At 50.9% G+C, this 21,453-nt stretch carries 17 protein-coding genes; 8 read left to right on the top strand and 9 right to left on the bottom strand.

The genetic code is table 11. The features are described 5' to 3' along the window. Positions 1-211 precede the first annotated feature (211 nt). On the bottom strand, positions 212-1,405 hold the full coding sequence (locus ACXAFR_RS12050; protein ID WP_475177144.1) for a tyrosine-type recombinase/integrase: 1,194 nt from the start codon (positions 1,403-1,405) through the stop codon (positions 212-214). A gap of 540 nt (positions 1,406-1,945) precedes the next feature. On the opposite strand from ACXAFR_RS12050, the gene ACXAFR_RS12045 reads away from it, so the two are divergent. From ACXAFR_RS12045 to ACXAFR_RS12030, 4 genes are all read left to right on the top strand, one after another. After that, on the top strand, positions 1,946-2,233 hold the full coding sequence (locus ACXAFR_RS12045) for a hypothetical protein (RefSeq protein ID WP_475177141.1): 288 nt from the start codon (positions 1,946-1,948) through the stop codon (positions 2,231-2,233). Positions 2,234-2,547: 314 nt separating this feature from the next. Beyond that, on the top strand, positions 2,548-3,078 hold the full coding sequence (locus ACXAFR_RS12040) for a sigma-70 family RNA polymerase sigma factor (protein ID WP_475177139.1): 531 nt from the start codon (positions 2,548-2,550) through the stop codon (positions 3,076-3,078). 20 nt (positions 3,079-3,098) lie between these two features. Then, complete coding sequence (locus tag ACXAFR_RS12035; RefSeq protein ID WP_475177137.1) at positions 3,099-4,067, top strand: FecR domain-containing protein; 969 nt, start codon at positions 3,099-3,101, stop codon at positions 4,065-4,067. Between the two features lie 79 nt (positions 4,068-4,146). Further along, positions 4,147-6,600 (top strand): TonB-dependent siderophore receptor, encoded by a 2,454-nt coding sequence (locus ACXAFR_RS12030; protein WP_475177134.1) that lies wholly within the window; start codon positions 4,147-4,149, stop codon positions 6,598-6,600. Positions 6,601-6,796: 196 nt separating this feature from the next. Here the strand turns inward: ACXAFR_RS12030 and ACXAFR_RS12025 are convergent, their stop codons facing one another. From ACXAFR_RS12025 to exbB, 7 genes are all read right to left on the bottom strand, one after another. Then, entirely contained in the window at positions 6,797-9,229 is a 2,433-nt protein-coding gene (locus tag ACXAFR_RS12025) for a TonB-dependent siderophore receptor (RefSeq protein ID WP_475177132.1), read from the bottom strand. A gap of 76 nt (positions 9,230-9,305) precedes the next feature. Further along, positions 9,306-10,274 carry a FecR domain-containing protein gene (locus ACXAFR_RS12020; RefSeq protein WP_475177130.1) on the bottom strand — a complete coding sequence of 323 codons (969 nt, stop codon included), beginning with the start codon at positions 10,272-10,274 and terminating at the stop codon, positions 9,306-9,308. Next, positions 10,261-10,809, bottom strand: a complete 549-nt coding sequence (locus ACXAFR_RS12015; protein ID WP_475177127.1) for a sigma-70 family RNA polymerase sigma factor — start codon at positions 10,807-10,809, stop codon at positions 10,261-10,263. The genes ACXAFR_RS12020 and ACXAFR_RS12015 overlap by 14 nt, the downstream gene beginning before the upstream one ends. Positions 10,810-10,921: 112 nt before the next feature. Beyond that, entirely contained in the window at positions 10,922-11,338 is a 417-nt protein-coding gene (locus ACXAFR_RS12010) for a transcriptional repressor (RefSeq protein ID WP_475177123.1), read from the bottom strand. Between the two features lie 17 nt (positions 11,339-11,355). Continuing rightward, the gene (locus ACXAFR_RS12005) at positions 11,356-12,303 is read right to left on the bottom strand and encodes an energy transducer TonB family protein (RefSeq protein WP_475177120.1); all 948 of its coding nucleotides are present in this window, start codon (positions 12,301-12,303) and stop codon (positions 11,356-11,358) included. Further along, on the bottom strand, positions 12,300-12,719 hold the full coding sequence (exbD, locus tag ACXAFR_RS12000) for a TonB system transport protein ExbD (protein ID WP_475177118.1): 420 nt from the start codon (positions 12,717-12,719) through the stop codon (positions 12,300-12,302). The genes ACXAFR_RS12005 and exbD overlap by 4 nt, the downstream gene beginning before the upstream one ends. 3 nt (positions 12,720-12,722) lie before the next feature. Further along, positions 12,723-13,757, bottom strand: a complete 1,035-nt coding sequence (exbB, locus tag ACXAFR_RS11995; protein WP_475177116.1) for a tonB-system energizer ExbB — start codon at positions 13,755-13,757, stop codon at positions 12,723-12,725. A 198-nt stretch (positions 13,758-13,955) separates the two neighbouring features. On the opposite strand from exbB, the gene ACXAFR_RS11990 reads away from it, so the two are divergent. Together ACXAFR_RS11990 and ACXAFR_RS11985 are read left to right on the top strand one after the other, a co-directional pair. Next, complete coding sequence (locus ACXAFR_RS11990; RefSeq protein WP_475177111.1) at positions 13,956-14,252, top strand: antibiotic biosynthesis monooxygenase family protein; 297 nt, start codon at positions 13,956-13,958, stop codon at positions 14,250-14,252. A gap of 138 nt (positions 14,253-14,390) precedes the next feature. Next, positions 14,391-15,626, top strand: a complete 1,236-nt coding sequence (locus ACXAFR_RS11985; RefSeq protein ID WP_475177106.1) for a hypothetical protein — start codon at positions 14,391-14,393, stop codon at positions 15,624-15,626. Positions 15,627-15,650: 24 nt separating this feature from the next. On the opposite strand, the gene ACXAFR_RS11980 is transcribed toward ACXAFR_RS11985, so the two are convergent. Next, on the bottom strand, positions 15,651-16,484 hold the full coding sequence (locus tag ACXAFR_RS11980) for a beta-etherase (RefSeq protein WP_475177104.1): 834 nt from the start codon (positions 16,482-16,484) through the stop codon (positions 15,651-15,653). A gap of 433 nt (positions 16,485-16,917) precedes the next feature. Here ACXAFR_RS11980 and ACXAFR_RS11975 point away from each other — a divergent pair, with 433 nt between their 5' ends. Together ACXAFR_RS11975 and ACXAFR_RS11970 are read left to right on the top strand one after the other, a co-directional pair. Continuing rightward, entirely contained in the window at positions 16,918-18,090 is a 1,173-nt protein-coding gene (locus ACXAFR_RS11975) for an efflux RND transporter periplasmic adaptor subunit (RefSeq protein WP_475177101.1), read from the top strand. Between the two features lie 7 nt (positions 18,091-18,097). Continuing rightward, positions 18,098-21,307 carry an efflux RND transporter permease subunit gene (locus ACXAFR_RS11970; RefSeq protein ID WP_475177099.1) on the top strand — a complete coding sequence of 1,070 codons (3,210 nt, stop codon included), beginning with the start codon at positions 18,098-18,100 and terminating at the stop codon, positions 21,305-21,307. Positions 21,308-21,453: the final 146 nt, after the last annotated feature.

The following is a 21,453-nucleotide window of genomic DNA, read 5'->3' as shown; positions in this document are numbered from 1 at the left end:
AAAGGCGGAGCGTTGTCGATGGCATTCAAGCCATCTTTTGAAATAGTTGAAATCTGTGATTAATGTGACCGGCGAAAGTCGGCGATGCTTAAAATTAGGCAATTTAGGGTTCTTATACCGAATATGGCGCTATACAAGAGAAACCCACAGCATGAGATGAAAGTCAGTGCAGCGGTTCGACTCCCTGGCAAACCATCGAACCGCAGTGGCTCTACAAATTGGTGCTGTGACCGACCAAATAACCGGCCCAGTCATCCATCATCTGCCGCCTCTTGGCAAAAAGGTCTCCACGCCGGTAGGCGGCCTCCACCTTATTTTCGATGACGTGAGCGAGGGCCATTTCGGCAACATCACGCGGATAACTGGAGATTTCGCCAGACCAGTCACGGAAGCTGCTGCGGAAGCCGTGTGGCACGTAATCACCGAGATCTCCCTCACCCCCGTAGCCCATCCGTCGCATCAGCTGCAGCAGGGCCATGTTGGATAGAGGTTTCCCCAGCTTTGTCCCAGGGAACAGAAAGGGGGTGCCGGCAATCCGGGGTAGCTCTCCCAGTATGCTCACAGCCGCAGCAGATAGGGGGACGCGATGCTCTCGCCCAGATTTCATGCGCTCGGGTGGGATGATCCAGACCGTCTCCTCCAGGTCAATCTCCACCCACTGTGCTTTTAGCACTTCACTGGTGCGTGTCGCAGTCAGGATAAGAAGCTGCAGCGCGAGGGCAGAAATACTATCGGATTCTCTGAGCTTATGGATGAGGGCCGGAACCTGCTCGTAGGGCATGGCCGGGTGGTGTTGCACCCGAGCAACCCGGGAGGGCTTTGGTAATAGCTTGTCCAGGTGCCCGCGCCACCGGGCAGGATTGGCTGTTTCGCGATACCCGTGGGCGGTCGCAAAATCGATGATGTTTTCCATGCGGCCCTGCACCCGCTTGGCAGTCTCGGTTTTGTCATTCCAGATGGGGTTAAGGATCTTTAAAACATCTTCGGTTGTTATGTTGTCCACGGTCTTTTTGCCAACGATGGGTCTCGCGTAGGTTTTGAGGGTGCTTACCCACTGCTTGGCATGCTTCCTGTTGCGCCATCCTCGTCGGTGGGCGCGGATATATCGAGCAGCGCAGCCCGTGAAGGTTGGGATCCGCACGGCTTCCTGCCGCCTTTCCTGGATTGGGTTGCGGTCTTCGCTGACCTGTTTCCGGTACTCTATAGCCTTCCTCCGGGCTTCTGCGAGAGTAACTGCAGGATAGCTCCCCAGCCCCATCTCTCTTCGCTTTCCGGCCACGGTAAAACGATACACCCATTTTCTTGCCAGTCTCTTCGAGACCACAAAACGTAATCCGCCGCCATCTTCATATTTACCAGGTCTGAGCTTCTTCAGGGTGGCGGCATTGAGCCGGTGTATTGCCATGCGTTGCGTCGGTAAATCTACAGGTTAAATGGGAAGTCTGGTCCCCCAGTTGGTCCCCCAATTTATTTAGATTTTAGTAGATTCGGATAGACCATAAGTAGTTGAAATATGGTGTATATAAAGATCTATATGGATTTCTGGAGACTCTATTTGGGCGGACTCCCTCTCCGCCAATTTCTTCTTTTAATTCCTGTAAATTACGTCGGTTCTTGGCTCGTCGTTTAGGGCAAATGCCATACCGAACTGCCAGCTCTTGCCAAACCCTCTCTCGCTTCTATACGCCTAGCCTATTGTTTCTCAGAGATTTCGGTCGGCGTTTTCGCTTCGCTCTGCCAGAAGTCAGGCGCTAATGCCAAAGGTGTTTGCTGTTTTCCCGTTTTCTGGTTGAATCGTCGAGTGGTAGCCTGCCTGCGTGTCAAAAAACCGACATTTGCCGTATTGTTTAAAAACTGACCTCTCATTACAGTGGATCTTTGACATTGGGCGGGTCCGTACTGTGTTGCGCGCGTGGCTAGCCCGAAACAGGTAGAGGTAGAGCAGATGAAAGAAAAGCGTTTTCTCGCGTGTGGAGATGCCACCATGGGGGCTGGTTATCGGCTTAATCCTTTGCCAACGCCGGCGGATTACCAAACCATTGTCGACATGCCCATCGTTGAGGACCAACCTCTTGGGCAACCTTTGGTCATGGAACGTATGCAGCTACAACTTACCCTGCCGCAGGTCCGTATGCTTGTCGAGCAGCTCGAGGGGGAGTGCAAGCGTATGGAAAGTGATTATCTGTATGCGTTGTTTCAGTCCATTCCAATTGATCAAGAGCTAGAATCGTAAAACCGAGCGGAGCCTATAAAAGCCGGGAGGGCTTCTCCCGTTTATTCGCTTGCGGGTCTGCCAGGCCTGTTGGCGCAGATCATCCCGTCATCCTTTGTGCATCTCTCATCTCATTGGCTCACTCCTAGCTTACCTCTGGCCGCCACTGGCACTTCACAAACTGAAACGCCGATAAAGAAGGGCTGCAGTTACCGAAAACTGGCGCTTTATGGCGGCAATATCTTTTTAATTGCGTCGGCATTCGATAAGATGAGAAATATTCTCATTCTTATGGGCTTTGGAGCTCTACCTTTGTCCCACCCAAGGAGTTCGACGTGACTGGCGTGGATACAGTACCTCATACCGATTTCACTGACTTATACCGCGACCATCACAGCTGGCTTTTGGCCAGGCTCTACCGAAAGTTAGGCTGCTGCCATCGGGCCGCGGACTTGACCCAAGACGTTTTCCTCAGAGTTCTGTCCGCTGAAAATGTTATCGCGACAGTACAATCGATTCGCGAGCCGCGCAGTTATCTCGCGACCATCGCCAATCGCGTTATGGTCGACAACATCCGTCGGCGCGCGATTGAAGCGGCGTATCTTGAAGCGATATCGGCGCTGCCAGAGCCCCAGGACATTTCTCCGGAAGAGCGAGTCTCGGTGATCAATCTTCTGCAATCTCTGGATGCCATGCTGTGCGGCTTGGGTTCCAATGTGAGACGGGCTTTTTTGTTGTCGCAGATTCAAGGGCTAACCTACCGGGAAATCGCCGTGCGCTTAGACGTTTCCGTCAGTTCTGTTAAAAAATATATGGCAAAGGCGACTGAGCACTGCTTGGTGTTTGCGTTGCATCACGATCTTTAACCATTGTTCTGGTGGAGGTTATGCAATCAACCATGGAAGAAAGTCGTGCGCTCAAAGCGGCGGCTGAATGGTATGCCCGACTCTGTGCAGAGGATGCCAGCCAAGCGGATCATGTACTTTTGGAGCAATGGTTGGCGGCGGACCCTGCCCATCGTTGGGCCTGGCATCGTGTGGAAACTCTCCGCCAGCAACTGTTAGCAACGCGCAACCACCCCTCGGCGAATCTGGCGGTGGATGCTGTCGACTATGCCGATCGTCAAGTCGATCGCGAGCGACGAAACTTACTCCGCGGGATGTTGCTGTTTGCCGGTGTCGGCACTGCGGGCTGGTTGGGTTATCAGCATAAATTGCAGGAGGCGTGGCTGGCTGATGTGTATACCCGCCGAGGAGAGGTCAAACCGATTCAATTGGCCGATGGTTCGACATTGATTCTAAACACCGCTTCCAGTGTGGACGTTGACTATTCCCTGACGGCGCGACGTGTGCATTTACGCCGGGGCGAAATTTTGGTCGAAACCGCTAAAGATACCTTGAGTCGACCGTTTATTATTGTCACCCGACAGGGAACTGTCGAAGCGCTGGGGACACGGTTTTCAGTAAGGGAACTCGAGGACCGCGTTGATGTACAGGTTTTTGAGCATCAGGTCGCCATAACGGCTAAGGGTGGTGAGCCGCAGATTCTGGACGCCGGACAGGCGGCTGATTTCGGGGCGGCCGGCATTTTTACCAAGCCGGTGCGTGAGAATGGTGATGCCTGGACTCGCTTAACCCTCGCGGTAAATGCGATGCCACTGGATATCTTCGTCGCCGAAATTAGCCGATATCGCAACGGTGTTATTCGCTGTGATCCGGCGCTCGCCCGATTCCGGATCAGCGGCGTGTTTCGCCTGGATAACACTGAGCAGGCGTTACAAGCATTGGAAAAATCCTTTCCGGTTACCGTTCGCCGTTTTACTCGATACTGGGTGAGTATTGAATCGCAAACATAATTTACGTTAGCTCGGTACCTTTTTGCTGTGTTGTGCGACCTAATTAATATCTCTTCGCCGTAAATTAATAGGATGCACCATGAACCCAGCGCCCAGTGTAAGCAATCTGCCGTTGCCACCGTATTCCAAATCAACCCTCGCGAAAGCGGTAACCCAGCGTTTTGCTGTGGGCGTCATCGTGGTTGCGTTGTTGGCGACATCTTCTTCTGTTCTGGCGGAAACCGATCCTGTCGTCGTCGATATATCTGCTGGCGAGTTGGGTGCGGCGATTAACGCATTCGCCGTGGAGACCGGCGTAACGATTTATTTTAACGCCAGTCTCACCGAAGGTCTGACAACACAGGGGCTGCAGGGAAGCTATACCGTTGATGAGGGCTTGAGGCAATTGCTTGTTGGATCAGGACTCGACGTCAGTCAGGAATCAGACGGCAGTTATCGTCTACTGGGTAATGATATCGATACGCTGCCGCCGCTTAAAGTTAGCGCGGATGTCGAAGGCTCGACGGGTTCAGCCGCTCAGGGCTATGTGGTTAGTGACAGCTCCGGCGTTGGGCCTTGGGGCGCAAGAGAGCTACAGGACACGCCTTACTCTATCAGTGTCACGTCCAAAGATTTGATCGAAAATGCTATCGCCGGAGACATGGATCAAATCTATAAAATGAACCCCGTCGTGCAAAACTCTGCGCCGACTACAGTCTATGCAACACCCTATGCGGTTATCCGCGGCATACATACCCAGTCCGGTGTGGTCGATGGCATCAAGCTGTCATCGACGTCGATTGGCATTAGCATGGAAGAACTGGAACAAGTAGAGGTGGTCAGTGGTCCTACCGGATTTATGTTTGGTGCCGGTAAGGTTGGTGGGACGACCAATTATGTCTTAAAGCGGCCGACTTACGATCCTCTCACTCAGGTGACGGTTGCGAATTATGGTGACGACCAATGGGTTGGGCATATCGATCTGGGAAATAAAATCGATGACGAAGGCCGTTTTGCGTATCGATTCAATGGCGTGTATCAGGACGGTGAAACCGGTAAGCAAGACCAAAACGTAGAGCGAAAGCTGGTCAGTGGTGCTCTCGATTGGAATATTACTGATCAGTTACTAATGCAGGTAGAAGCAGGTTATACCTTCTATCGCGTGGATAAAATCGATTCAAGATTCTACGCCTATGCCGATAGCAACAACAGTGCCTTGGATTATTGGATCGCCCCCCAAGATAACGATCATACATATACGCCTGACTGGACGTTTCTAGAGACGGAAACTGACCGAGCGGGTATCAACCTCACCTATACCTTAAACGAGATGTTTACCTTTCGGAGTGCGTATCTCTATAAGAAAGACACGCACACGCAACAGGGAATGTATCCGGTCTATTATGCAGATTCTGGCTGGGCATCCGGTTGGAATTTTAACAGTGCTCCCTACGATAATATCGCCAATGGTTACTACGCTTACTTGGACAGCAGTTTCGAGACAGCAGGCGTGCAACACACGCTAACGGTTGGTTTGTCCGGTGATGTGTTCGAAGTGGAACAATTCGAGAACAACCGAATCTCCGGGAGCAATTCGCCCATTTACAATACCGCTCTGGATATTGAAAACTATATTGCCAATGATCTTCAGCTTGATGACAAAGGGCGACGTTATACTGCGAGCAAAGATACCGTAACAAATGTCGTTGTTGGAGATGATGTTGTTTTTGGCGAGCATTGGAGTGCGTTATTAGGGATTAATTACTCAACGATTGAATCTAAAAGTTACAACAGCTCAGGTGTACAGCAATCATCATACGATGAGTCAGAACTGACGCCTACGCTCTCGCTTATCTACAAACCCACGACGTCGTTAACGGCATACGCCAGTTACATAGAAGGCTTGGAGGAGGGGACAACCGTTGCCAATAATCCCGATGAATACAACAACCCAGGCGAGATACTTGCACCCTATGTGAGCAAGCAGTATGAATTGGGATCCCGCTACGGAATTTCTGACCGCTTGATGCTCACCGCGGCAGCATTCCGACTGGAAAAAGCCAATTCCTTTAACGAGCGCACTGCCAATGGCAAACTTACGGTCAATCAAGATGGCTTACAAATACATCAGGGATTTGAACTCACGTTAAAGGGAAAAGTGACGGACAATCTGACGCTGATTACGGGTGGTACCTGGATGGATCTCAGTGTCGAGAAGGCGACTGACGCAACCATCGAAGGAAAAAAGCCGACGGGAATTGCGTCAAAGCTCGCTAAAGTTTACGCAGAATATTCTGTCCCGGCGATGCTGGGCCTCACCGCTACTGCGGGAGCTTATTATACGGGAGAGATGTATAAGGATTCGGCGAATCAACAGGAGATGTCCGACTACACCATCTTTGATGCTGGGTTACGTTACGAAACTAACGCCTTCAGGACGCCAACGGTGTTTCGGTTAAATGTTTCAAATTTGACGAACAAAAGCTATTGGGCGACCAGCTACTCGTTAGGTATTCCAAGAACCATCGCGTTTTCCGCCAGTGTGAATTTTTAAGAAAACCAGATTGACTGCGATCGATGTGTATCACGATAGTTGAATATCGACGTCGTGTTGCCGACGATTTTTCGTCTCGGTAGTTATTATCGTTCAACCCGAGACGGCAGCTTGGGGTTAAACGGTAACAATTGCTATTGTTACCGTGCAAGAACGTTTTTTAGACGGTGTTCCGTTACATTATCTATTTAACCTATCACCATTGAAAGGCCACACTACCGATTAAACTGCGTCCCGGCCCTCGATAGCAATAGCTGCCTTGGCAGGATATATGCTCCTCGTCAGTGATGTTGGCTGCGTTGAGGCTGAGCCGGACGCCAGTCAATGCTCCGCCGAAATCGTAATGAGCATCGAGATCATAAAGCGCGTAGCCGTCATTTTTGTAGCTGTTAGCATTATCGATATACTCGCTGCCTGTATAGCGTACGCCGCCACCGAACTTCAACCCGCGAAAACTGGCGAGTGAATAATCAAATCTAAACGATCCCAGATGTCGGGGTGTGAGTGCGAGATCGTTGTCTTGATAGCCGTCATTGTCGTGGGTAATGATGGCGGCGTTGTAATTATAGCTGGCGGTCATTTGCAATTGTTCATTAAGACTGCCTACGGCTTCGAATTCTACGCCGCGGGTTCTAACTTCGCCGGATTCCACCTGAAAGCCGGAGTTGAGAGGATCGCTGGTTAAACGGTTTGATTCTGTGATCTGGTAAACCGCTGTTGTGAACATCGCGTTCATCTGCTCGGGCTGATACTTTGCTCCTATCTCATACTGTTCGCCTTCTGTGGGATCAAAGTCGCTGCCATCGAAACTTTGCCCGGTTTGGGGAACAAAGGATTGAGCGAAGCTGAAATACGATGAGAGCCCCGGACGAAACAGGTAAAGCGCTCCCAGTTGCCACGTGGTTTTTTGATCTTTGCGCCTAGTGGTATTTCCCGTGATGTGACTTAAGGTTTTGTCGTCAGCCCAATCGCGGCGAACCCCCGTCATCACGGTCCAATTATTTACCTTGATATGGTCTTGAGCATAGATACCCTGGCGTGACGTTCTACCATTATCGTCTGAATACACAGCGCCTTCGGGTTTGGGAACATACTGGTGGTAGTCTGGATTGGTCATATCGATAGACGGGGCGCTTCCAGCAATATATTCGACTTGATGTTCCAGTTTCGCATAGTCGTAACCAAACAGAAGTTGGTGGTCTACGGGACCGTGGGACAGCTTGCTGATAAGTCGAGTATCTGTGCTGAGGGTATCCATATCTTCATAGAGTCCGATACTGGAACGCTCTAAGATATTGTCTGTTCTTCCTGTGACGGAAAGGTATTGATTAATGGTATCGACTTGCCCATAGCGAACATTTTGTTGCAGGGTCAGCTGTTCACTAAACGCGTGATTCAGTTCGTAACCCAGTGCCCACTGCTGTTGGTCCAGCTTGTCAAAGTCTTCGTCACCAGCCCAAAAACGTGTCAGTGTCTCGCCGTCTTGATAAGGGCGGGGTGAGGCTGCGGTTAAGCGGTCTTGATACTGGCCAATAAAGGTAATGTCGGTTTTTTCGCTGATGTTCCATTTTAGTGTGGGCGCCAACATTGCTGCGTCATCATCGACTTGTTCGATGTCTGTTTGAGCATCCCTGAGTAAACCCACTAATCTGCCTTGCACGTTTGCTCCCAATCTGGCGCCGACATCAAATTGTCCCTGCAGATGATCGTGACTTCCCATTTGGAATTGCACTTCTTGAGGCGCGCTCGCGTTGGGGCGTTTACTGACACGATTGATAAGTCCGCCGGGTGATAACTGACCGTACAACACGGAGTCCGGACCTTTTACGACGTCAATGCGCTCCAAGTTGTAAGGCAGAGTTGAATAGTAAGACAGCCAGCCGCTGTTGGGTTGGCGTAAGCCATCGAGGAAGTCGCCGTTATATACCGTCGTAAAGCCACGAATGTTGACGGTATCAAATCTGGGATCGAGTCCTGCACCATCTATTCGCACACCTGCGGTGTAAGCGACAGCTTGCTCTATGGTTTGTACCTGGCGATCGTGCAGCTGATCTTCGGTGATAACGCTAATGCTGCGTGGGGTTTCGACAAGCGCGATATTAAGCTTTGATCCTGTAGCCGACGCGTTTGCCAGATAGCCCGCGGATGCATCGGATTCCCCTTCGATGACAATCGTGCTCAACAAGGTTGCCTCCGAATCTAATTCTTTGCCAATGACATAGTCGGCAGCCCCCCTCTGGCTGACCTCAAGTCCGGTACCGGAGAGCAAATAGGCAAAGGCTTCTTCAATGGTAAATTGTCCCTGTAGTCCTCCGCTGTGTATGTCTGCGGTTAGCGTAGAGGGAAACGACAACACGATACCCGATACACTGGCAAATTCGCTGAGCACACTCCCCAAGGGTCCGCTTTGAATATCATAGTTCTGCGCCGACGCTCTGGGCTGCGATACCTCGCTCGGTCTTTGTTCCTGGGCATGCACTGAGAGAGGTGCGAGTAAGAGCGGGTTGAGAAGCAGAATGCTTGCAATGGCAGGTAGCGACGAGGAATGCTTCAGACGTGGGCCATAGCGTTTGGGAATTGCCTGTGTCGGTGCGTCGGATTGTGATTTTTTTGCAACATCTACTGCCATGTCTGTCTCTCGTTCTGTGTGGTCGATATACCTTTGGGTCGAACGAGATTTCAAAAAGGACAATTGCAGCTAACAATTATTTTTTTTCGGGCGTAATGGATACCCAATAATCGGTGAGTTTGGTGATGGTGACGGGAAGCGCATTGGCAATCGCCTGCAGTGCCCGGTTTGTATCATGAATTGGGAATGTGCCCGAAATCTGCAGATGGGCAATGTCTGAATCCAGGCGTAATATGCCTGTTCGGTAACGACTGATTTCGTTGATGAGTTGTTGCAGTGGCCAGTCGATGGCGACCAACAGCCCCTTGACCCAGGTACTTTGATGGGCCGGTGCGGTGGACACTTGAATGTGATCTTTGGTCATGCGAGCACGGTTACCGGCTTCCAGGCGCTGTGATATGTCCTGTCGCCCAGAAGGTTTCATGTCGACGGCATCTTGCAAAACAACCACTTCGGTATAAGACGCGAACACCCTGACGGTAAATTCCGTACCCAGTGGCGTGATACGCCCTTGCTCAGTATGGATTTCCAGAGGTTTCAATGGATTTTTCGACGCTCCAGTTTTTACGTAGATTTCTCCGTCGTAAAGGTGAAGAGCGCGACCACTGGCAGTATCGAGCAGATTGAGGGCGGTTGCGGTGTTCATAACCACGCGTGTTCCGTCGGTTAATTGGAATTCACGATGTTCGCCTTTTGCGGTTTTGTAGTGTGCCAGCCAGCGCTCCATGGGAATGTGCTGTTTGCCTAGCACACCAATTGCTCCGCCCGTTGCAAGCAGCGCAAAACTACGCAGAACAGTGCGTCTATGCTTGCCGTGCTGTTGTTTTATCCGCAGGGTGTTGATTGATGTTTTGCCCGGAACAGACAGGAGTTGTTGTCGCAGTCGCTCAACCTGTTGCCAGGCGTTGCGGTGCTCGGGAGATGATTGTAGCCAGTGTTGGTGTTCTCGCCGCTGTTGTTCCGAGACATCTTCAGATTGTAATAATGCGTACCACTGAGCTGCAGAACGTAGAATATCTTTTTTGATGGGGCTAGAGACGCTCATTGGTGTGTTTGTTCAGATCATCGTCGAGCATGAGCAGCAGGCATTGTTCTGTTGCTTTTGCCATGTATTTTTTAACGGAGCTTGTTGAGACTTGTAAGCGCTGGGCAATCTCTCCGTAGCGAAGCCCTTCCAAATGCGACATTAAAAACGTTTGTCGTACCTTTTCACCCAGACCTTCCAGCATCTTATCCAGCTGCATAAGGGTTTCGAGAATGATCGTTTGCTCCTCAGACGAAATGGATAAGGGTTCCGGTTCGAGTTGCAACGCCTCCAGCCAGGCTTTTTCCAATCTGTCCCGGCGTACAAAGTCAATCCACAGTCGGCGCGCGATGGTCGAAAGAAAATGACGAGGTTCGCGAATCTGATCAATTTCGTGACGATACTTTGGCGAGCTTAGAATCCGTAAGAAGGTGTCCTGCGCCAGATCCGCTGCTTGAAAACTGCAGCCAGTTTTACGCTGCAACCAACTGCATAGCCAGCTTTGGTGCTCACTGTACATATCTTCCAGCGGGTTGCTTTTGGCGGGACCAGTCATGTGCCTGTCTCAACTGCGATCTTACCGTTGGATAGTAATCGTCGCGCCTATTAAATGCAAAGTATTCTTATTTGTGTTTGTGGCGATTGTCCATAGTGGCAGCTGACGTGGTTTAAGTGGGGCGTTTTCGGATGTAGACAATGCGCTGGCTGTAGACGATATCAAACCCTAATTTTGCGGCCAGTTCCTTTTGCAGTTGCTCCAGTATCTGGCTCTCGAATTCAATGACTTCGCCGGACGTTTCACAAATCATGTGGTTGTGATGAGCGCTCGTTGAGAGCTGATATAGGAGTGAGCCTTGATGAAATTGATAGCGTACGACGAGCTTCGATTTTTCCAGTTGTTGAAGTACTCGATAGACGGCCGCCAAGCTGATTTGTTCGCCCCGTCGAATAATGATGTGATAAATATCGGTAGCATTCAGTCGCTGTTGCTGCGCTTTTGCCAGCAGGAGTTCCCGGACGACGTACAGGCGTGGCAGTGTCGCTTTCAGGCCAGCGTCGTGAAGGATATCTCGTTCAGTCTTCATAGCAGCACTTGGGTTTCCTAACGCCGTAAGAAAAATTCAATGGGTACAACAAATTCCAGCGCAGCTTCTGCCATTTCCGGAGGCGGAATAGGTAGGGGCTGAGCTCGTTCAATAAGCGCAAGTGTCTCTGCATCCAACAGTGAATGCCCGCTGCTTTGCTCAATTTTCGCGGTAATAACGTGACCGTCTCTACCCATGGAGAATCTCAGGTAGACGACGCCTTGTTGGCGTTGGCGACGCGCTTGCGCTGGGTAGCGTTTGCTTTCGTTTAGCTTCAGCATCAGTGCGTTCTGCCAGGTTAAATTGCGTTGTTGAGAGGCGTCCGAATTGGGGGTACCAACTGTTGGAGCTGCCGCTATGTCAGCTTCCTGCTTGGCTTCCGGAGGTGCCGAGGAGGTCGCCATGGCTTCGTTCGCAAGCGTGTTTTCTTTAACGGTGTCGATCGTGGGCTTAATCTCTTCCAGTGGCGGCTCGATCGGTTTTTCGATGGTTTTTTTCTCGACAGCGAGCGCTGGATCGACGTCTTTAGGCGCGTCGGGCACAACAGGTTGTGGTTCTTGCGGCGGTTTTGTTACTGGCTCTATTGCTGAAGGCGTCGCTTCTGTTTGTTCGGGGCCGGGTGGTAAGTTTTTTGATGATGGTGGCGCAACTGGCGCGGGTGCGAGCTCGACAACCATGGCCGCAGGTGGCGGCCTGGGGACAGAGGCTGTCTCACCGGGTAGAAGCCACCCTAATATAATCACACCATAAATGGCACTGACCGAAACCATGGCAATGAGCCATCGCAGAGTTTCCGGGCAAATCTTCGGTTGTGGCTGCGGACGAGAGCGACTTAATGCTTCCGGAATCAAATCCGCGATGGTAATGCGCGCTTTCGCGGAGGCATGCGTCTGTGATGGCGAGTTCACTTTGGCGCTGGTTGCAACCAGTGTTAGATGTGATCGGCGGTTGTGGAAATGTGTCACGCAGAGCTGTCCTCGAGTGTGACCAGGGCAATCTTCAAGTAGCCAGCCTCTCTGAGTTTATTCATGGTTTGCATCAACGTTTCATAGTCCACCGTTTTATCCGCGCGGAGAAAAATCAACGTATCGCGTACACCGTTGGTGGCGTTATTCAGTGCACTAGGGATGTTCTCAATCAGAACCTCGTCATTGCCAATATTGAGGCGGTGATTTGCCTGAATCGTGAGATAGACAGGTTTTTCCGGTTTCGGTGTTGGCGCTTCTGTTGATGCGGGTAGGTCAACCTTGATGTCAACCGTAGCCAAAGGTGCGGCCACCATAAAGATGATGAGTAATACCAACATGACGTCGATAAATGGCGTCACATTGATCTCATGATTTTCAATCAGCTCGTCGTCTTGGTTTTGCTGAAATTGCATGCTTTAAACCTCAAACGTCGAGTCGTGACTGTGGGTTGTATAGAGGCTAAGGTCTCTCGAGACCAGGCGGGATACGGCGGCTGAACAATCGGAAACCAGGGCTCTATAAACGGCGATTTTGCGAGCAAAATGGTTGTAGATGACGACCGCTGGAATGGCAGCGATCAACCCCAGCGCTGTGGCCAGTAACGCTTCTGCAATCCCGGGGGCAACGACGGCGAGATTGGTCGTCTGAGCTTTGGATATCCCGATAAAGCTGTTCATGATGCCCCACACCGTACCGAATAATCCTACGAATGGTGCGGTCGAACCAATGGTGGCCAGAATGCCCGTGCCCTGCAGGATTTTTCGCGATCGAGCCGCTTCCAGGCGGATCAAGGTGGAGGCAACACGCTCTTTGGCGCTGTCGGTATCTGACAGTACGCTGGTTGATAGCCGCAGTTCTTGGGCTGCGGCGTGAGTTAGGTCTGTGTCCGAGCCAGCGTCGGCGAGATCCGCATGAGCGGATTTCAGGCTTTGTGCTTCAGATAGAATCTGTAGGGTTTGTCGTTGCCTGGCCATCTGTGTCCACAGTTCCAGAGATTTGGCCAGCAGTACGACCCAGGTAGCGAAAGAGGCGAGAGCCAGGCCAATCATTACTGATTTCACCACCCAATCCGCTTGTTGAAACATTCCCCAGGGGCTGAGATCGTGAGGCATTGTCGCCGGACGTGCGTTGCTGCTCACCGGTGTTTTTGCCTCCTGAGTGGGGTTGGCCTCCTGCGTATGGTTTGTATCGAGGTCTTCGTTTGTTGGAGGCTGCTGTAGGGCAGGTTGCTGATTTTCTGCTGGAGGCTTAAGCGGCGGTTCGGAGTCTGAGCGCTCGGCTGTCTTTGTCGTCGTTGCTGGATCCGCTATTGGTTGTTGTGCATCTGATGTTTCGTCAACACTGTCTAGAAGCGTTGCTGCTTCTTGTGTGTCTTGAGCCTGTGCGTGGGTTATCCAGAAACATGGAATAGCGACTAAGATCGCTATCCGACAAAGTGTGTGTACCAACATCTAAACCATCCTTCTTGCGGTAATACGATGCGAGATTGCCCGATCGCTTTACTACCAAGACGGATGAGACCGAAAAAAAGTGCAATGCACTTTCAAAAATAGGCGATGAAAGCCTTTTTCACCGAGCGGCGCTCGTAAAATCACGGGCAGGAAATACAATACACTGTCATTTCCATTCTATGACGTTGGAGGTTTGTAGTGATTCGAGTTGTTTATCAGTGGCGTGTGCAAGCGGAAAATTTTCAACGGTTTGAAGAGGTATGGTCAGACACCACCAACCACATTCATAAAACCGTTCCCGGCGCGCTGGGAAGTTTTATGTTGCGCAATCACGATGACCCCTGTGAGGTATTGACGGTCGCAAAATGGGTTTCCAAAGACGCGTGGCAAGCGTTCTGGATGGCTGAAAACCCCAAAGAGATGTTGGAGATGCGGCGCCTGGGCGAACGACTCTCTGTCACAGCTTACGATGAAATAGGCGATCATACCCGTTAGATTTATGCGTTTTGGCGGTTTCAGCGCTTCCATATCTGTGATCCATGACTCGTACGACTAAAAAGATTAAAGCGCCATTCGCGTGCTCAGCAGAAGCAGACTAGGCTTGTGCAAGGCCTTGTTTGCGTTGCAGTTTCTATGAAAAAGTTGTGTTTTTGCCTGCTGGTGGTATTTGTGGCGATTATCGCTCTGGCGTTTATGTTACAAGTCGATGATGAGTTAAGTGCGGAATCTAAGGGCTTGTTGCAGAGAATCGACACCTCGGGAGACAGTCGAGCCTATCGCTATTTGTTGGGTATTTTTGCTGCCGAAGAGGGAGATCCCGCAGAGGTCGGGCGTCGTTTACTGGAAGGCTATCAAAAGCGCGTACTCGGAGATTCGGATTCGATCTCTGATTATGACGATTCCCACAAGATTCCCTTGCCCTCCGGGCCCTTGTTTTGCGGTTTACAAGAGGATGGCTGTCTAGACGTACTTTTCTCTGATGTCGATGCAATCGCGCCCGTGGTTCGGGCACATCAGCTTCTGGTTGATCGCTACAATCATTTTCTAGACTTGCAGGATTATCGAACGCTGGTGACGCCGAGCATAGATGAAGTCTTTCCGCCATTTCAATACCTGGTCGCCGCACAGCGTATTAAGACATTGTCCGTAATCGCTCGTTATCAGCAGGGACAGATAGATGAGGCTCTGGCCGAGTTAAAACACCAGCGCCGACAGATCAGGCAGGTTTTTGAGCAACAGGATAATCTGATTGGAAAGATGGTTCTGTTGGCGATGCTGGCGGACAATCTCGATGTGACCAGTGTCATCCTCAGTGAACATGATTTGACGTCCGAGCCTATCGCCATGTTGAGTGGCCGCGAAAAAAGCCTAAGCCTAGTTGCTGCGCGAGAATTTGGAATGGCTTATTACTCGTTTATAGAGCTAGATAAGCATCCGGAATTTTTTGACGTTGGCGGTAATGTGCCAGGTTGGTTGACACGTCTTTTCTTCAAACCACATATGACCATCAACGCGCTTGCACCGATAAATTCCAGGATGGATTGGCTCTCCCAGCGCTCGGCAACCGAGTTTGCCGAGGCGGTTACGGGGTATGAGTATCGTCAGCCGACAACGTCTAAATGGCGCAACTATGTCGGCCAGGTATTATTGCAAATGCCTCCTGAATCCGACGGCTATGTGGCGCGGTTGTTTGATCTAGACGCGAAGATCGCTTTGTTCAATCAGCTTCATAGCCAACCGCTTGAGCGCGAACGATTTCAAAATCCATTTTACGGAATCGAGGCACCGCAAGAGGTAGACGGTCGCCTGTGTTTTTCCGGGCCGTTTGACGACAATCAATGGCGGCGTTGTTTATGGCTTCATCCCTGAGTACGCCGCATTCAATCGTTAACGTCAATCACTGCCGGTGCGCTTGGGCATACCGGTGGATTCCGGACCGGTATTGATGCCGTTGATGCCAGCTTCGACGTCTTGCTTTACAAAGGGCGCGGGATCGCCAGGACGCAATTGCAAACCAAACAGTGAATGCATGGCAGGATGGCGACCCAATCCTCCGTAGAGATCAAAGCCGCGATCCAGCCAGTCTCGCAATGGATCATCGTCCGTAAATGGCGGCGTGGTTGCCACTGACGCGCACCAGAGAAATACCGCCAGTGCGGAAAAGTCGGCAAAATTCGGTGTTTCCCCGCCGAGCCACGGTGATTGAGCAAGGAGTTTACGCAGAGGTTCCAGCTCTGGCAGCACCAATGGCAAACGATCTTCCCGGCCCGCCTGTACGTCTTCAAGCTTTTCTCCGCCCAGGAACCATTGCTCCCGGCTCCAGCGCACATAGTCTCGGTCTTGCGGCAGGGATAAATTATGGTAGTCGAGGATATAGCAGCGAAACCAGGGACCGATGGCGGTTTTCCAGAGCCAGTCATCGAGAAATTGCATCAGGTTTTTCTGGGTAGGGCCCTCGAAGAGCGTGGGGCGGTCGGGATAGGTTTCATCCAGATATTCCGCGATGACCCAGCTATCCAAAATCCATTTATCATCGTCAACGATTACCGGGCATCTTTCGGAACGCCCCCCGGTACGCTCTTTGATGCCGGTAAACCCGCCGGGAACAATGTCGATGTCAAAGCCTTTGTGTGCCAGGGCATATTTCGTTCGCCATACAAAGGGGCTGATGGTGCAGCCGGATTCCAGCTGCAGGTCAAACAGTGTGATTTTATTGTCTTTTGCCATGGGATTTGACCACTGGTTTTAGTGTAAAAAATGATGTGCTTGCGAATAAATCGGCGCCACGTTATTCGTAATTTTGCGTGAGGTACGTTAGCGGTAGTTAACTCGATAGACAATAACGTTGGGGGTGGAACAGACTGTTTCAGTGGCGTTCTGAGGGTTATCAGCAAGTTGGCATGCTCGATAACAATTGTTCTTTTTTGGAACAGCAAGCTGGCGCGCCGCTCGTTAACGCGGCGTAAAGGTTATATTTTCTGAAGCTCTGTTGAGGTAATCTATTGCGTATTCGTCGTTACGGGAAGGGTGAAACAATAACATTTAAACTTGCGGCGAAACGGGGCGACTGTTTAGGGAATCGGCTTTGGGGCACTGACGTCTAATCTCCAAAAGTTAATCGATCATCAAGCCAGAGAACAAGGTTGTTAGGCATAACGTTATGAAGTTGGCGGTAAAAGTATTCTTACCCATTGCGGTGTTGGTCTTCAGTGGGGTCATTTTTTTTGCGATCAATGTGCTGGGTAAGCAGCACATTGATCCGGTCGATGTCGACACTCGACCCTTGGTAACCATCCAGTCAGCCGAGCCACGGCGACATCAAGTTTTGCTAACAGAGTACGCCTCTGTTGAGCCCGTCGAGAGAACACCTATCGCGGCACAAGTTGCCGGCGAAGTGGTGAGCTGGAATCCCAACTTGTTGGAAGGCGGTCGCGTCAATCGTGGTGAGCTGCTCTTTTCTATCGAAAAAGATGCCTATGAAGCGGCGTATCTTCAAGCCGAGGCAAATCTGAATCAGGCTCAGTCAGAACTCATTGAGCAGAAAGCACAGGCGCAAGTGGCTGCTAACGAAGCCAGCCGCACACCCGGTCGTCAGTACACGGATTTGTTTTTGCGCAAGCCTCAGGTCATGAGTGCGGAGGCCAGTGTTAAGTCGGCGGAAGCCGCCTTAAAAATAGCATCCCGTGATCTCAGCAATTGCGATGTGTTCGCTCCCTATGACGCTCTGGTAGTGAGCTCTGATATCGGCCTGGGGCAGTTTCTCAATGCCGGGACATCCGTTGCAACGCTGTACAATATTGAGTCCGCAAAAATACAGCTGCCCATTCCCGGTTTTGACAGCCGCTTTTTACCTGCTGATATGGACGGCATGGCGGTACGAATTTCTGATCAAGGCCCATCGGGCAAGACCCATTCCGGGTATATCTCTCACGATATCGGTGTGATCGATGAGGCGACGCGCATGACGCATCTGTTGGTTCGCATCGACAATCCCTACGATTCAGAGAACGGTGTGGCGCCGTTAAAGTTCGGCAGCTATGTCAAAGTGTCATTTCCGGGCCGGTCGTTCGATAACGTAATACGCATTCCTGCGGACTTGGTAAACAATCACAAAGTGTGGATTGTGAACGGTGAATCCAAATTGGAATCAAGGAAAGTCGAAGTCTTGCGGGAAGAGGGCACCAGCTTTTTGATTCAAAGCGGTCTGTCTGAAGATGATAAAATTGTCACGACCTTGCCGGAATATCCGCAGGATGGCATGGCGGTGCGTGTGGCAGAATCTTCTCCGAAAGAGGGCCGTGCGTTGAACGCTGGCCTGTCATCCGGGGAGTAGTGTCACCATGGCTGACAATAACCCCAATGACGATACCTTACCGATCGAGATTCCGGAAGAAAACATAACCGGAACCAATCCACGCTCCGGCATTATCGGCTACTTTGCCTATAACCCTGTGGCTGCCAATCTATTGATGTGGTTTGTTTTAATTCTCGGGTTGGTGGCGTATTTCACGATTCAGCGGCAGATGTTTCCCAATATCGAGCTGAATAAAATCCGCATTGAAGCTGTGTATTCCGGTGCCTCACCCCAGGAAATAGAAGAGGGCATTCTGATTAAGATTGAAGAGGCATTAAAAGATGTCTCTGAAATTGATCGAATGGTGTCGAGGGGTTTTCGGGATGGCGGTAGTGTCACTCTGGATGTTGATATCCACGCGGATCTGCCCGCGACAATGGATAAGGTCAAATTACGGCTCGATGGCATTGCGACCTTTCCGGCAGAGATGGAGCCGCTCACCGTTTATGAAGTGGAGTTTCAGCAGGAGGCTGTCGAAATGGCGCTGGTTGGCGACATGCCCACCCAGCAACTCAAGCCTCTGGCGCAGCAGTTGGAAGACGAACTTTTACAACTGCCGGATATCGCCCTGGTGGAGGTCTATTATCCCGAAAATGAAATCAGCATCGAAGTGGACCCGGATGTCCTGCGACAGTACGACCTCACGCTAGCGGAAGTCTCTGCCGCGGTAGCGGCTTACTCGGCGAACCTTTCTGCAGGCCAGGTGCGTTCGGAATCCGGCATTATTTCTGTACGGGTTCAAAACCAGTATTACAGTGGGGAGGAATTCAATCGTATTCCGGTAAAACTGGGTCGAGATGGTGCCAAGTTGCTGCTGGGGGATATCGCCACCATACGCGATGATTTCGTGGAGGGAGAGCACTACTTTAAGTATTCCGGAAAAAATGCGATTTATTTTTCGGTCAACGCCACCAAAGAACAGAATCTGATTAAAGTCGCCGATCAGGTGAACAACTGGATCGAAGCACGCAATAAAACCCTGCCTCAGGCGGTACAAATCAACGTGCTGGTCGATACGACTTACTACTTGAATGGCCGCCTGGATATGATGAAGAAGAACCTCTTCATCGGCGCCTTGTTAGTGGCATTGATGCTGTCACTGTTTTTGCGATTCAAGTTGGCGTTTTGGGTCATGGTGGGTTTGCCCGTATGTTTTCTCGGGGCGGTGATGTTAATGCCGTTTTTTAATATCACCATTAATATTGTTTCTCTGTTTGGTTTTATTATGGTGTTGGGCATCGTGGTTGACGATGCCATTGTGATCGGTGAAAGCGCGTTTTCAGAGGTCGAAAAGCACGGGGATGGCCCCCACAGTGTCGTCATCGGTGCGAAACGGGTGGCAACGCCAGCCACCTTTGGCGTACTCACCACCATTGCCGTATTTGCACCCTTTGCGATGTCGAGCGGCCCGGATGCGCCGTTTTTCGTTGGAATCGCGGTGGTCGTGATGTTGTGTCTGGCGTTCAGTTTGGTCGAATCCAAACTGATTTTGCCCGCCCATTTGGCCAAGGCGCGCTTTCCCAAAGAGAGCCCTGACGGATGGCGTGCACGCTTTAATGCCCGCTATTCTCACTTTGTTAATTTCCACTATCGTAATTTTTTGGAAGCCTGTTTAAGACAGCGCTGGTTGGTCTTTTCGATATTTACAGGCTTGCTGATTGTTACTTTTGCTCTGCTGGCCGCGAACCTGGTGCGGTTTCTGCCGATGCCGTCTGTGCCTCACGACTACCCCTCAATTCGTATCTCAATGAATGAAAATGTGCCTGATACGGCAGTGGTTGATGCCTTGAAAGACATTGAAGATATGGTGATGCAGGTTGAGGCCGAGATGATCGAAGAGCACGGTCATGGGATGATTCGTGACCGTCTGGTCTTTAATGATGGCCGCGACAAAGGTACAGTTTTACTGGCCCTGGTCAACGAAGATCTTCGCTATGTTAACGCGTTTGATATGGCGCGAATCTGGCGTGAACGTATGCCGGAAATTCCGGGTTTGAAATCCATCGTCATTGTCGATGACGTGAATACCGATCCAGAGGGAGAGGGCGATTTCGGTTTTCTGTTGCTTGGACACGACCAGCAAACATTAAATGCTGCCGGGCGTCGATTTATGGATATGCTGAAGCAGCAGTCTGGGCTTTACGAGATCAGCTCGACCATTGATCCCGTCGGTAAGGAAATTCAACTGCAACTCTTGCCGGTTGCCTACGATCTGGGTTTGACCTTGGCGGATATTGCCACGCAGGTGGGATTTAGTTTTTACGGTGGTGAAGCTCAGCGCGTCATTCGCAACGGTGAAGAGCTCAAGGTCATGGTGCGTTACCCGGAGCTGACCCGAAAGACGGTGACCTCCTTAAAGTACACGCTGATAAAAACCCCCAGTGGTCAGGATGTAAAACTGGGTGACGTCGCCAATCTTGTCGAAAAACCGGGTGTCAGTTACATTCGGCGCGAAGACGGTATGTTAAGTGTTTACGTGTACGGCGCAATTGATGAGCAGATAGTCGAGCCCTCGGAAGTTGAGCGGATCGCGAGTGAAGAACTTCTGCCGGAATTGCAAAAAGATTTTCCCAGCATTAGCAGCAGTTTGGGTAAAGATCTGGAAGAGCAGAACGAACAAACCAATGAGCAGATTATGTTCTTCGTGGCTGGTTTGTTGATGATTTATATTTTGCTGGCCGTACCGCTGAAAAGTTACGCTCAACCGATCATCATCATGTCGGTAATCCCATTCAGTTTAACCGGAGCCATCTGGGGGCATTTTATTTTTGGAATGGATCTCAGCATGATGTCGACCTTTGGGATTATCGCGGCGGCAGGTGTCGTCATTAATGACAGCCTGGTGATGACAGACTATATCAATCAGTTGCGGCGGCTGGGCATCAGCACGTTGAGATCGGTCGTCGATGCCGGCTGCGCACGTTTCCGTCCGATAACCCTGACCTCCATCACAACCTTTGCTGGCGTTATGCCCATCATGCTGGAAAAAAGTCTGCAGGCGGGATTTGTGATTCCCATGGCAGTGTCTCTAGGTTGTTCGGTCCTTTTCGCTACGGTCATAACGCTGCTGTTGGTCCCATGTCTTTACCTCATGTTGGAAGACCTGCGGCGCTTGTTTGGCCGGGAAAAAGCATCCCCCAATGAGACACCTGATACGCCGCCGGATGGCGCCATAGCAGCAGGTGGAAATGTCTGAGTGTCGTCGATAAGACGGCTGCCTTCGTCCTTCTTTTTTGGCATGTTCACGATGCCGTGACATGCCATTTTGTTATAGTCAATGTGATTCACATGAGAACCGTTACCGCGTAGAATCGCGCCAAATTTTAACGTTAATGCTTATGG

Source organism: Pseudomaricurvus sp. ABR4_320 (genome assembly GCF_056159445.1).
This window is presented reverse-complemented; position numbering and strand designations above follow the sequence as displayed.

What these genes read in the sequence shown, in the direction of transcription:
- ACXAFR_RS11980 (WP_475177104.1), bottom strand. Translation starts at nt 16,484, where the DNA reads ATGGCAAAAGACAATAAAATCACACTGTTTGACCTGCAGCTGGAATCC.
- ACXAFR_RS11985 (WP_475177106.1), top strand. Translation starts at nt 14,391, where the DNA reads ATGAAAAAGTTGTGTTTTTGCCTGCTGGTGGTATTTGTGGCGATTATC.
- ACXAFR_RS12035 (WP_475177137.1), top strand. Translation starts at nt 3,099, where the DNA reads ATGCAATCAACCATGGAAGAAAGTCGTGCGCTCAAAGCGGCGGCTGAA.
- ACXAFR_RS11970 (WP_475177099.1), top strand. Translation starts at nt 18,098, where the DNA reads ATGGCTGACAATAACCCCAATGACGATACCTTACCGATCGAGATTCCG.
- exbD (WP_475177118.1), bottom strand. Translation starts at nt 12,719, where the DNA reads ATGCAATTTCAGCAAAACCAAGACGACGAGCTGATTGAAAATCATGAG.
- ACXAFR_RS11975 (WP_475177101.1), top strand. Translation starts at nt 16,918, where the DNA reads ATGAAGTTGGCGGTAAAAGTATTCTTACCCATTGCGGTGTTGGTCTTC.
- ACXAFR_RS12020 (WP_475177130.1), bottom strand. Translation starts at nt 10,274, where the DNA reads ATGAGCGTCTCTAGCCCCATCAAAAAAGATATTCTACGTTCTGCAGCT.
- ACXAFR_RS12025 (WP_475177132.1), bottom strand. Translation starts at nt 9,229, where the DNA reads ATGGCAGTAGATGTTGCAAAAAAATCACAATCCGACGCACCGACACAG.
- ACXAFR_RS12015 (WP_475177127.1), bottom strand. Translation starts at nt 10,809, where the DNA reads ATGACTGGTCCCGCCAAAAGCAACCCGCTGGAAGATATGTACAGTGAG.
- ACXAFR_RS12010 (WP_475177123.1), bottom strand. Translation starts at nt 11,338, where the DNA reads ATGAAGACTGAACGAGATATCCTTCACGACGCTGGCCTGAAAGCGACA.
- ACXAFR_RS12050 (WP_475177144.1), bottom strand. Translation starts at nt 1,405, where the DNA reads ATGGCAATACACCGGCTCAATGCCGCCACCCTGAAGAAGCTCAGACCT.
- ACXAFR_RS12045 (WP_475177141.1), top strand. Translation starts at nt 1,946, where the DNA reads ATGAAAGAAAAGCGTTTTCTCGCGTGTGGAGATGCCACCATGGGGGCT.
- exbB (WP_475177116.1), bottom strand. Translation starts at nt 13,757, where the DNA reads ATGTTGGTACACACACTTTGTCGGATAGCGATCTTAGTCGCTATTCCA.
- ACXAFR_RS12030 (WP_475177134.1), top strand. Translation starts at nt 4,147, where the DNA reads ATGAACCCAGCGCCCAGTGTAAGCAATCTGCCGTTGCCACCGTATTCC.